Annotated in this window: 2 protein-coding genes; both read left to right on the top strand. The window is 69.3% G+C overall.

What is annotated here, in order from left to right; genetic code table 11:
• Positions 1–50: 50 nt before the first annotated feature.
• The gene (locus AABA78_RS38640) at positions 51–7,328 is read left to right on the top strand and encodes a non-ribosomal peptide synthetase (RefSeq protein ID WP_338270554.1); all 7,278 of its coding nucleotides are present in this window, start codon (positions 51–53) and stop codon (positions 7,326–7,328) included.
• Between the two features lie 22 nt (positions 7,329–7,350).
• Positions 7,351–13,501 (top strand): SDR family NAD(P)-dependent oxidoreductase (locus AABA78_RS38635; protein ID WP_338270553.1); only part of this gene is annotated, 6,151 nt, incomplete at its 3' end.

Raw genomic sequence — 13,501 nt, 5'->3', positions numbered from 1 at the left:
CCTATTCCACCTGGGCCCTCCTCGATGCCGACGCGACGGGCACCCCTCCCATTGGGCGCGCCATCGCCAACTCCCAGGTGTACCTGCTGGACCGCTTCGGCCAGCCGACTCCCTTCGGCGTCCCGGGTGAAGTCTTCCTCGGCGGTGAAGGCCTGGCTCGCGGCTACCTCGGCCAGCCCGCGCTCACCGCGGAGCGCTTCGTCCCCAACCCCTTCAGCACTTCGCCCGGCGCGCGCCTCTACCGCACCGGCGACCTCGCCCGCTGGCGCGCGGATGGCCAACTGGAGTTCCTCGGCCGCAATGACAACCAGGTGAAGCTGCGCGGCTTCCGCATCGAACTGGGCGAGATTGAGGCCACGCTGGCCCGCCAGCCTGGGGTGCGGGAGGTGGCCGTCCTCGTCCGTGAGGATGTGCTCGGCGACAAGCGTCTCGTCGCGTACCTCGTCCTTGCTCCCGACGCGCCCTCCGTCAGTGAGCTGCGCCGCGCGTTGCAGCAGCAGTTGCCCGGCTACATGGTGCCTGCGCACCTGCTGCCCTTGGACGCGCTTCCGCTCACGCCCAACGGCAAGCTGGACCGGCGTGCTCTGCCCGCGCCGGATGCGCGGCCCTCGCTGGACACGGGCTTCGTCGCTCCGCAGAGCGCGCTGGAGGTGCAGCTCGCCTCCGCGTGGCAGGCCGTCCTTCGCCTCGACAAGGTCGGCGTCCACGACAACTTCTTCGACCTCGGCGGCAACTCGCTGCTGGCCACCCAGGTGGTCTCCCGGCTGCGTGACCAGTCCGCCATCTCCGTGCCGCTGCACGTCCTCTTCCAGGCACCAACCCTCTCGGGGCTCGCGCGGCATCTCCAGGCCCACGCGCCCGAAGCACGGTCGCTCCAGCCCTCCTTCAAGCCTCGTCCCGACGGCCCTCTTCCCCTCTCCTTCGCCCAGGAGCGGCTCTGGTTCATCGACCAACTGCTGCCGGGGAATCCGCTCTACGTCATGCCGCTGGCGGTGCGCCTGACGGGGACGCTGGATGCGACGGCTCTCGCGCACAGCCTGCGCGCCCTCGTCGAGCGCCATGAGAGCCTTCGCACCACCTTCGGCCTGCTGGACGACAAGCCCGTGCAGCTCATCGCGCCGGCCCTGGACGTTCCGCTGCCGATCATCGACCTGCGATCGCTTCCGGCCGACGAGCAGTCCGCCGCGGTGACCCAGCACACGCAGTCCTTCGCCGTGCAGCCGTTCGATTTGCACACAGGGCCGCTGCTGCGCTCCTGCCTGCTTCGGCTCGCGGACGACTCGCACCTGTGGTTGCTGTCGCTGCATCACATCGTCGCTGATGGCTGGTCCCTGGGCGTGCTCGTCCAGGAGGTCGCCGCTCTCTACGCTTCCGCATCGCGTGGTGAGCTGGCCTCGCTGCCCGCGCTGCCCATCCAGTACGCCGACTACGCGCTCTGGCAGCGGGAGTGGCTCCAGGGCCCGGCCCGTCAACCGCTGCTGGACTACTGGACGCGACAGCTCTCAGACGTGCCTACGGTCCTTGAGCTGCCCACGGACTTCCCGCGTCCCGCGATCGCTTCGAGCCGTGGCGCGCTTCAGCCGCTTCAACTCCCCGTGGAGCTCACGGCGGCCCTGAAGGCGCTCAGCCGGGAGGAGGGAGTCACCCTCTTCATGACACTGATGGCTGCCTTCCAGGTCCTCCTTCAGCGCTACTGCGCCAAGGATGACTTCGTCGTCGGCACTCCCATCGCCAACAGGACCCTCGGTCAAACCGAGGCGCTCATCGGCTGTTTCGTCAACACGCTTCCCATTCGCGCGAACCTCTCCGGTCAGCCTTCTTTCCGCGCCCTGCTGCGTCGCGTGCAGGCCACCTGCCTGGAGGCCTACGCGCACCAGGAACTGCCCTTCGAGCACCTTGTCGATGCGCTCCATCTCGCGCGTGACCTGAGCCACACGCCTCTCGTCCAGGTCCTCTTCGTCCTCCAGAACGCGCCCATGGCGGCGCCTGCACTTCCCGGCCTGCACCTGGAGCCGCTGCCTACCCGGAGCACCACCGCCAAGTTCGACCTCACGCTCAACCTGGAGGAAACCTCCGGTGGACTGACGGGCTGGTTCGAGTACCGCACCGAACTGTTCAGGCCCGAGACGATCGAGCGCCTGACGGGCCAGCTTCAGACGTTGCTCGAAGGCATCGTGGCCGCGCCGAACCAGTCGCTCACGGTGTTGCCGGTGCTATCGGAGCGCGAGCGTCAGCAGGTGCTGGTGGAGTTCAACGCCAACACCACTGCGTATCCGTCCGACTCCATTGCTTCACTCTTCCACGCGCAGGCCGCCAGCACTCCGGACGCGCTCGCACTGCTCACCGCCGACGCCTCCCTCACCTACCGCGCCCTCTCCGAGCGCGCCAGCCGCCTTGCCCACCACCTGCGCCACCTGGGCGTTGGCCCCGAAGTCACCGTCGGCGTCTTCCTCGAGCGCTCCCCCGACCTCATCGTCAGCCTCCTGGCCATCCTCTCCGCGGGCGGCGCCTACCTCCCTCTCGACACCAGCTACCCCTCCGAGCGCCTTGCCTTCATGCTCGAGGACTCAGGCGCCTCTCTCGTCCTCTCCCACTCGGCGCTGGCTCCTCGGCTTCCGTCGGGCTCTCCGCGCACCCTGTGCCTTGATGAGGTCGCTGACGAGATCGCATCGCGGCCTTCGTTTCCGCCGCCGCTGTCCGTCTCGCCCCAGGGGCTGGCCTACGTCATCTACACGTCGGGCTCCACGGGGCGGCCCAAGGGCGTCAGCGTTCCGCATCAGGCCGTCATCCGTCTGGTGAAGGAGTCCAACTACTTCGCCTTGCGTGCTGACGACGTCGTGCTGCACCTGGCGCCCACTGCCTTCGACGCCTCCACCTTCGAGGTGTGGGCTCCTCTTCTCAATGGCGCTCGGCTGGCCCTCTTCCCCGCCTCGCCTCCTTCCGCCGAGTCCCTTGCCCACGCCGTCTCCCTCTTCAGCGTCTCCACCCTCTGGCTGACCGCGGGCCTCTTCCACCAGCTCGTCGACTCCCTCGACGACTCCCTGCTGCCTCTGCTGCGGCCCCTGCGCACCCTGCTGGCAGGGGGGGACGTCCTCTCTGCCTCCCACGTGCGGGCCTGGCTCTCACGTCTGCCTCACTGCACCCTCGTCAACGGCTACGGCCCCACCGAGAACACCACCTTCACCTGCTGCGCTCCTCTCTCCGACGCTTCCCAGGTAGGCGCCTCCGTCCCCCTGGGCCGCCCCATCTCCAACACCTCCGTCTTCGTCCTGGACCGCTTCGGCCAGCCCTCTCCCATTGGTGTGCCGGGCGAACTCTTCGCCGGTGGAGACGGACTGGCTCGCGGCTACCGCGGCCAGCCCGCGCTCACCGCCGAGCGCTTCGTCCCCAACCCCTTCAGCGCTTCGCCCGGTGCCCGCCTCTACCGCACCGGCGACCTCGCCCGCTGGCGCGCGGATGGGCAGCTGGAGTTCCTCGGCCGCAATGACAACCAGGTGAAGCTGCGCGGCTTCCGCATTGAACTGGGCGAGATTGAGGCCGCGCTGGCCCGCCAGTCCGGCGTGCGCGAGGTGGCCGTCCTCGTCCGTGAGGACGTGCCCGGCGACAAGCGCCTCGTCGCGTACCTCGTCCTTGCTCCCGACGCGCCCTCCGTCAGTGAGCTGCGCCGCGCGTTGCAGCAGCAGTTGCCCGGCTACATGGTGCCCGCGCACCTGCTGCCCCTGGACGCGTTCCCGCTCACGCCCAACGGCAAGCTGGACCGGCGTGCTCTGCCCGCACCGGATGCGCGGCCCTCGCTGGACACGGGTTTCGTCGCGCCGCAGAGCGCGCTGGAGGTGCAGCTCGCCTCCGCGTGGCAGGCCGTCCTTCGCCTCGACAAGGTCGGCGTCCACGACAACTTCTTCGACCTCGGCGGCAACTCGCTGCTGGCTACCCAGGTGGTCTCCCGGCTGCGTGACCGGTTCGCCATCTCCGTGCCGCTGCAGGCCTTCTTCCAGGCACCGAGCATCTCGAGGCTCACACGGCATCTTCAGGCCCACGCGCCCGAAGCGCAGTCGCTTCAGCCCTCCTTCAAGCCTCGTCCCGACGGCCCTCTTCCCCTCTCCTTCGCCCAGGAGCGGCTCTGGTTCATTGATCGGCTCATTCCGGACAGCGCCCTGTATGCGATCCCGCTGGCGGTGCGTCTGACGGGGACGCTGGATGCGACGGCTCTCGCGCACAGCCTGCGCGCCCTCGTCGAGCGCCATGAGAGCCTTCGCACCACCTTCGGCCTGGTGGACGACAAGCCCGTGCAGCTCATCGCGCCGGCCCTGGACGTTCCGCTGCCGATCATCGACCTGTGCTCGCTTCCGGCCGACGAGCAGTCCGCCGCGGTGACCCAGCACACGCAGTCCTTCGCCGCGCAGCCGTTCGATTTGCACACAGGGCCGCTGCTGCGCTCCTGCCTGCTTCGGCTCGCGGATGACTCGCACTTGTGGTTGCTGTCGCTGCATCACATCGTGGCCGATGGCTGGTCCCTGGGCGTGCTCATCCAGGAGGTCGCCGCTCTCTACGCTTCCGCATCGCGTGGTGAGCCGGCCTCCCTACCCGCACTGCCCATCCAGTACGCCGACTACGCGCTCTGGCAACGCGAGTGGCTCCAGGGCCCGGCCCGTCAACCGCTGCTGGACTACTGGACCCGCCAGCTCGCGGACGTGCCCACGGTCCTTGAGCTGCCTACGGACTTCCCGCGTCCCGCGGTGCCGTCACCCCAGGGGGCCCTGCACGCGCTCCGGTTCCCCCCGGAGCTCACGGCGTCACTGAAGGCGCTCAGCCGCGCAGAGGGCATCACCCTCTTCATGACGCTGATGGCCGCCTTCCAGGTCCTCCTCCAGCGCTACTGCGCCAAGGACGACTTCGTCGTCGGCACCCCTATCGCCAACAGAACGCGCAGCGAGACCGAGTCGCTCATCGGCTGCTTCATCAACACGCTTCCCATCCGCGCGAACCTCTCCGGACAGCCCTCCTTCCGCGCGCTGCTGCGTCGCGTGCAGGCCACCTGCCTGGAGGCCTACGCGCATCAGGAGCTTCCCTTCGAGCACCTCGTCGACGCGCTCCACCTGTCGCGCGACCTTCGCCACACCCCGCTCGTCCAGGTCCTCTTCGTCCTCCAGAACGCGCCCATGTCGGCGCTGGCGCTCCCCGGCCTGAACCTGGAACCGCTGCCCACCCAGAGCACCACCGCCAAGTTCGACCTCACGCTCAACCTGGAGGAGGACTCCGGTGGACTGGCGGGCTGGTTCGAATACCGCACGGGTCTGTTCGCCGCGTCTACGATCGCTCGGTTCGCCGAACAGTTCGCCACCCTGCTGGCTGGCGTCGTGGCGGCACCGGACGCAGACATCCACACGCTGCCGGTGCTGTCGGAGCGCGAGCGTCAGCAGGTGCTGGTGGAGTTCAACGCCAACACCTCCGCCTATCCGTCCGACTCCATCGCTTCACTCTTCCACGCGCAGGCCGCCAGCACTCCGGACGCGCTCGCACTGCTCAGCGCCGACGCCTCCCTCACCTACCGCGCCCTCTCCGAGCGCGCCGGCCGCCTTGCCCACCACCTGCGCCACCTGGGCGTTGGCCCCGAGGTCACCGTCGGCGTCTTCATCGAGCGCTCGCACGACCTCATCGTCAGCCTCCTGGCCATCCTCTCCGCGGGCGGCGCCTACCTCCCTCTCGACACCAGCTACCCCTCCGAGCGCCTTGCCTTCATGCTCGAGGACTCAGGCGCCTCTCTCGTCCTCTCCCACTCGGCGCTTCGCGACAGGCTGCCCACGGGCGCCCACCGGGTGCTCTGCCTCGACGAGGTGCAGTCCGAGGTGGACTCGCGACCGTCCTCGCCTCCGGCCAGCACCCTCTCATCCCAGGGCCTCGCCTACGTCATCTACACGTCGGGCTCCACGGGGCGGCCCAAGGGCGTCAGCGTTCCGCACCAGGCCGTCATCCGTCTGGTGAAGGAGTCCAACTACTTCGCCCTGCGTGCCGATGACGTCGTGCTGCACCTGGCGCCCACTGCCTTCGACGCCTCCACCTTCGAGGTGTGGGCTCCTCTTCTCAATGGCGCTCGGCTGGCCCTCTTCCCCGCCTCGCCTCCTTCCGCCGAGTCCCTTGCCCACGCCGTCTCCCTCTTCAACGTCTCCACCCTCTGGCTGACCGCGGGCCTCTTCCACCAGCTCGTCGACTCCCTCGACGACTCCCTGCTGCCTCTGCTGCGGCCCCTGCGCACCCTGCTGGCAGGGGGCGACGTCCTCTCTGCCTCCCACGTGCGGGCCTGGCTCTCACGTCTGCCTCACTGCACCCTCGTCAACGGCTACGGCCCCACCGAGAACACCACCTTCACCTGCTGCGCTCCTCTCTCCGACGCTTCCCAGGTAGGCGCCTCCGTCCCCCTGGGCCGCCCCATCTCCAACACCTCCGTCTTCGTCCTGGACCGCTTCGGCCAGCCCTCGCCCATTGGTGTGCCGGGCGAACTCTTCGCCGGTGGAGACGGACTGGCTCGCGGCTACCTCGGCCAGCCTGTGCTCACCGCCGAGCGCTTCGTCCCCAACCCCTTCAGCACTTCGCCCGGTGCCCGCCTCTACCGCACCGGCGACCTCGCCCGCTGGCGCGCGGATGGCCAGCTGGAGTTCCTCGGCCGTCGCGACAACCAGGTGAAGCTGCGCGGCTTCCGCATCGAGCTGGGGGAGATTGAGGCCGCGCTGGCCCGCCAGTCCGGCGTGCGCGAGGTGGCCGTCCTCGTCCGTGAGGACGTGCCCGGCGACAAGCGCCTTGTCGCGTACCTCGTCCTTGCTCCCGACGCGCCCTCCGTCAGTGAGCTGCGCCGCGCGTTGCAGCAGCAGTTGCCCGGCTACATGGTGCCCGCGCACCTGCTGCCCCTGGACGCGTTCCCGCTCACGCCCAACGGCAAGCTGGACCGGCGTGCTCTGCCCGCACCGGATGCGCGGCCCTCGCTGGACACGGGTTTCGTCGCGCCGCAGAGCGCGCTGGAGGTGCAGCTCGCCTCCGCGTGGCAGGCCGTCCTTCGCCTCGACAAGGTCGGCGTCCACGACAACTTCTTCGACCTCGGCGGCAACTCGCTGCTGATGGTCCAGCTGCACACGCGGCTTCGTGAAGCCTTGAAGCTCGACGTTCCGCTGGTCGAGCTCTTCCAGGCTCCCACCATCCGCTCACTCGCGAAGCACGTCACCCAGCAGGCCGAGGCGGGCTCGTTCGAGCACAGCCAGGACCGGGCCACGAATCGCAAAGCCTCGATGAAGAACCAGCGGGCACTGCGCGAGCGCAACAAGACGTCGAAGAAGTAACCCCGGGACCCGAGACCTCACGATGGACACCTCAGACAACTTCAGTCACGAAGTCGCGATCATCGGCATGAGCGGGCGCTTCCCCGGTGCGCGGAGCGTTGACGCGCTCTGGGAGAACCTCTGCTCGGGCGCCGAGTCCATCTCCTTCTTCTCCGACGCGGAGCTCGCGGCCGCGGGGGTCGACGCTTCCGTGCGTGGCCGGCCCGACTACGTCCCCGCCCGGGGCGGGCTCGCCGACATCGAGCAGTTCGATGCCTCGTTCTTCGGCCTTGCCCCTCGCGAGGCCGCCACCATGGATCCCCAGCAGCGCCTCTTCCTGGAGTGCGCCGCCGAGGTCCTCGATCGCGCGGGCCATGGGGCTCCCGCCCCTGACAACCGCACCAGCGTCTTCGCCGGGGTGAGCACCAACACGTATCTGCTCAACAACCTCTGCACCAACGCGGAGGTCATGACGACGGTCGACAGCTACGAGCTCATGCTCGGCAACGACAAGGACTTCGTGGCGACGCGCGTGGCCTACAAGCTCGGCCTGCGCGGCCCCAGCCTCACCGTCCAGACCGCCTGCTCCACCTCGCTCGTCGCCGTCCACCTCGCGGCCCAGTCCCTGGCCAATGGCGAGTGCGACATGGCACTGGCGGGTGGCGTCTGCATCCGCGTTCCCCAGGCCTCCGGCTACGTCTACGAGCCGGAAGGCATCCTGTCGCCGGATGGCCACTGCCGTACCTTCGATGCCAAGGCCCAGGGCACCGTCAGCGGCAACGGCGTTGGCGTCGTCCTCCTCAAGCGCCTCTCGGATGCGCTGAACGACGGCGACACCGTCTATGCCGTCATCAAGGGCTCGGCCATCAACAACGATGGCGCCCTCAAGCCTGGCTTCACGGCTCCCAGTGTCGACGGCCAGGCCGAAGCCATCGCCGAAGCGCTCGCCATGGCCGACGTGGAGCCTGCGTCCATCTCCTATGTCGAAGCGCACGGCACCGCCACGCCCATGGGCGATCCCATTGAGCTGGCAGCCCTCAAGCGCGCCTTCCGTTCGTCCTCGCGTGCCACGTGCGCCCTGGGTTCCGTCAAATCCAACCTGGGCCACCTGGATGCCGCTGCGGGTGTCACCGGCCTCATCAAGACGGCGCTCGCGCTTCACCACCGCAAGCTGCCCCCCAGCCTTCACTACTCCGCGCCCAACCCGCAGCTTGGCCTGGAGGGCAGTCCCTTCTACGTCAATGCCTCGCTGCAGGACTGGCAGCCTCCTGCGGGTGTGCCTCGAAGGGCGGGCGTCAGTGCCTTCGGCATCGGTGGCACCAACGCCCACGTCATCCTCGAGGAGGCTCCGGCACCTGAATCCTCCGAGCCGATGATCAGCGCGGGCACGCCGCAGGTGCTGGTGCTGTCGGCGAAGACGGCGTCCGCGCTGGAGAGCGCCACCGCCCAGCTCGCCTCGCATCTGCAGGCCCACCCCGAGCTGCCCCTGGCCGACGTCGCCTTCACCCTCCAGGTGGGTCGCCGCCTGCTGCCCCACCGCCGCTTCCTCGTCGCTTCCGACGCCCTCCAGGCCTCGCAACTTCTCCAGGCCCCCCAGCCTTCTGTCTTCGACGAGTCCGACGACAGGCCCGTCGTCTTCATGTTCCCGGGGGGCGGCGCCCAGTACGCCCTCATGGGCCAGTCCCTCTACGCCTCCCTTCCCCTCTTCCGCGACACCGTCGACCGCTGCGCCTCCCTCCTGCTGCCTCTTCTCGGCCAGGACCTGCGCGCCGTCCTCTACCCCGAGGCCTCCCGCGCCGATGCTTGCGCTTCCCTCCTGCGCCAGCCCCGCCTCGGCCTTCCGGCCCTCTTCGTCACCTCCTACGCACTGGCCCAGCAATGGCTCGCCTGGGGACTCAAGCCCCAGGCCCTCATCGGCCACTCTCTTGGCGAGTACGTCGCTGCATGCCTCGCGGGCGTCTTCTCACTGAAAGACGCGCTCGCCCTCGTCTGCCTCCGTGGCCGCCTCTTCGAGCGGCTTCCTGCGGGCTCCATGCTCAGCGTCGCCCTCTCCGAGGCTGACGTCCTTCCCCTTCTGGGTGACTCGCTCTCCCTCGCCGCCGTCAACGCTCCCTCCCTCTGCGTTGTCTCCGGCCCCTCTGCGTCAATTGCCCAGCTCGCCGAGCGCCTTCGCGCCTCCTCCATCGAGCACCGCGAAATCGCCATCGACGTCGCTGCCCACTCCTCCATGGTGGAGCCGCTTCTCGCGGAGTTCACCCGCGCCCTCTCCTCCCTCTCCCTTCAGCCTCCTTCGCTTCCCTTTCTCTCCAACGTCTCCGGCACCTGGATTACCTCCAGCGAAGCCACCAGCCCCGAGTACTGGGCCCGTCACCTTCGCCAGACGGTGCGCTTCGCCTCCGGTGTGCAAACGGCGCTCGCCTCTCTGCCTTCGCCCCTCTTCCTTGAGGTCGGCCCTGGCCAGACGCTCACCCGCCTCGCCCACCTCTCCACTCGCTCGCACCCGGACGCCGTCGTCGTCTCCTCCATGCGACACCCGCAGGAGGAAGCAGACGACGTGCATGTGCTGCTCTCGTCTCTCGGCCGCGCCTGGCTCTCTGGCGTCCCCATCTCCTGGACCGCCGTCCACTCCGCGCCTCCCCGCCGCGCTCTCCTTCCCACCTATCCCTATGAGCGCCAGCGCTTCTGGGTCGAGCCCGGACGCGCATCCCTCGCCTCGGCTCTCGCGGATCCGCTTCGCAAGCAGTCCCGCGTCGAGGACTGGTTCTATCTGCCCTCCTGGAAGCGCTCGCTTCCTCCCGCTGCATCCGTCTCCCCGTCCCGCCGCTGCCTCGTCTTCGTTGACTCGCTCGGCCTTGCCTCCGCCCTCACTTCGCGCCTCGAAGCACTCGGTCACTCCGTCGTCTCCGTCTCCATGGGCGCGGAGTACCAGCGGAACGGTCCCCGCTCCTTCACGCTGAACCCGACGATCCGCGGTGACTACGAGCGGCTGCTCACCGCCCTCCAGGTCCGGGAGCAACCCCTGGACACCGTCGTGCACTGCTGGAGCGTCACTGGCGGCGAGCCGGCGGTCCGGGAAGAACGCGCGCACTTCGAGCACACGCAGGAGCGGGGCTACTACAGCCTGCTGTTCCTCGCGCAGGCGCTCGACACGCTGGGCTTCGACAAGCCCCTGCGCTTCGAAGTCGTGTCGAACCGCCTCTGCGACGTCACCGCCCTGGAGCCGGCCTGGCCGGAGAAGGCCACGCTGCTGGGCCCCTGCAAGGTGATTCCGCAGGAGTTCCCGCACATCACCTGCCGCTGCATCGACCTCGTGCTTCCCGATGGCGGCATCTCTCCGTCATCGACGCTCGTCGGTCAGCTCCTGACGGAGCTCGAAGCCCGCGCCGCGGAGCCGGTGGTTGCCTATCGCGGCCCTCAGCGCTGGGTGCAGGCCTATGAACCGCTCCGGTTGGAAGCCGCCGCGCAGCCGGGCCCGGTGCTTCGCCAGCACGGGACGTACCTCGTCACGGGCGGGCTCGGCGGCGTCGGCCTGCTGCTGGCCGAGCACCTCGCGCGGACCGTCCAGGCCCGACTCGTCCTCGTCGGACGCACCGGCCTGCCCTCGCGGGAGCTCTGGCCGGAGTGGCTCTCCCAGCACCCTTCGGACGAGCCCACCTGCCAGCGGATCCGCAAGCTCCAGGAACTGGAAGCGCTGGGCGCGGAGGTGCTCGTGCTGAGCGCGGACGTCGCCAACGTGGACGCGATGCGCTCGGCCCTCTCCCAGGCCACCGGCCGCTTCGGCCCGCTTCACGGCGTGATCCACGCGGCGGGCATCACCCACGGCACGTCCATCTTCAGCCCCCTTCGAGACGTGGGCCTCCAGGAGTCCGCGTCCCAGTTCCAGCCCAAGGTCCACGGGCTCTACGTCCTGGACACGCTGCTCCGGGACTCGGCGTTGGACTTCTGCGTGCTGCTGTCCTCGAACGCCTCGGTCCTGGGCGGCCTGGGCTTCGTCGCGTACTCGGCGGCCAACCTGTTCGTCGACGCCTTCGCGGCCCGACAGAACAAGCGGGGCGGGACGCCGTGGATCAGCACGAACTGGGATGGCTGGCAGGTGCAGCAGCCCAATCCGCGCGCCCAGGTCAGCACCAGCATGGACCGCTACACGATGACGGCGCCGGAAGCACTCGACGCCTTCCAGCGGATCCTCTCCCGGGGGCTGGGCTGCGGGCAGCTCGTCGTCTCCACTGGAGACCTCCAGGCCCGGCTCGCCCTGTGGCTCCAACGGGACGCGGCGCTGCCCGGCGCGGCGGAGTCGGCGGCGTCCGCACCGCATGCACGCCCCCACCTGAAGACGCCCTACGCCGCGCCCTTGACGCCCGTCGAGAAGCAGCTCGCCCACATCTGGCAGGAGCTGCTGGGGGTCGAGCAGGTCGGCCTGCACGACAACTTCTTCGAGCTGGGTGGCCATTCGCTGCTGGGCACTCGAGTCGCCTCGCGGGTGCGGGATGCGTTCCAGGTCACCCTGCCGCTCCGGAGCCTCTTCCAGTCCCCCACCGTGGGACAGCTCGCCACGCTCATCCAGCAGCACCTGGCCGAGCAGGTCGACCGGGAAGCCCCTGTCGGCCCGACGGAGAAGGCCTCGACGCCCGGGAGCATTCGTCCCCGGGAACAAGGTGCCTCCGCGCTTCCCCTGTCCTTCGCGCAGGAGCGGTTGTGGTTCATCGACCAGCTGCTGCCGGACAGCCCGCTCTACGTCATTCCCCTGGCGGTGCGCCTGACGGGGGCGCTCGACGTGACCGCCCTGACGCACAGCCTGCGCACCGTCGTCCAGCGCCACGAGGGCCTGCGCACCACGTTCCAGCTCGTCGACGGGCGGCCCGTGCAGGTCATCGCCCCGGACCAGGACGTCCCGCTGCCGCTCACCGACCTGCGTTCGCTTTCGGCTGACGCCCGAGCCACCGAAATGGCGCGGCACACGCAGGACTTCGCCCTGCGCCCCTTCGACCTGAAGCAGGGACCGCTGCTGCGCTCCTGCCTGCTTCGGCTCGCGGACGACTCGCACCTGTGGCTGCTGTCCATGCATCACGTCGTGGCCGACGGCTGGTCCCTGGGCGTGCTCATCCAGGAGGTCGCCACGCTCTACGCCGCCGCGCTGCGCGGACAGCCGGATGCGTTGCCTCCGCTGCCCATCCAGTACGCCGACTACGCGCTCTGGCAACGCGAGCGGCTCCAGGGTCCGGCGCGGCAATCGCTGCTGGACTACTGGACGCACCAGCTCGCGGACGTGCCCACGATCCTCGAGCTGCCCACGGACTTCCCGCGTCCGGCCATCGCGACCACGCGCGGCGCGCTCCATCCCTTCCAGCTGCCCGCGGAGCTCACGGCTTCACTGAAGGCGCTCAGCCGGGAGGAGGGCGTCACCCTCTTCATGACGCTGATGGCCGCCTTCCAGGTCCTCCTCCAGCGCTACTGCGCCAAGGACGACTTCGTCGTCGGCACTCCCATCGCCAACAGGACGCGCAGCGAGACCGAGGCGCTCATCGGCTGCTTCATCAACACGCTTCCCATTCGCGCGAACCTCTCCGGACAGCCCTCCTTCCGCGCGCTGCTGCGTCGCGTGCAGGCCACCTGCCTGGAGGCCTACGCGCACCAGGAGCTTCCCTTCGAGCACCTCGTCGACGCGCTCCACCTGTCGCGCGACCTCAGCCACACGCCGCTCATCCAGGTCCTCTTCATCCTGCAGAACGCGCCCATGCGTTCCCTGGGCCTGCCGGGCGTGACGTTGGAGGTCGAGGGCACCGACACCGTCACCGCGAAGTTCGACCTGACCTTGTCGCTCCAGGAGACCGGAGACTCGATCCGCGGGTTCCTGGAGTACAACACCGACCTCTTCGCGACAGAGACGATCGCCCGGCTGGCGGAGCAGTTCTCCACCCTGTTGACCGGAGCCGTCGCGTCACCCGACGCACGCCTCAGCGAGCTGCCGGTACTGCCGGAGGCCGAGCGTCAACGGCTGCTGGTGGAGCTCAACGCCACCGCCACGCCCTACCCGCTGGAGCTCTCCCTCCCCTCCCTCTTCTTCGCACAGGCCGCGCGCACGCCGGACGCCACCGCCCTCTTCACCTCGCAGACGCAGCTCTCCTTCCGCTCCCTCTCCGAGCGCGTCTGCCGCCTCGCCCACCACCTGCGCCTGCTGGGCGTCGGCCCCGAAG

The sequence above is a fragment of the Corallococcus caeni genome, from assembly GCF_036245865.1.
Classification (GTDB): domain Bacteria; phylum Myxococcota; class Myxococcia; order Myxococcales; family Myxococcaceae; genus Corallococcus; species Corallococcus caeni.
Note: the sequence above shows the minus strand (reverse complement) of the source record. Positions and strands in the feature narration are given on the sequence as shown.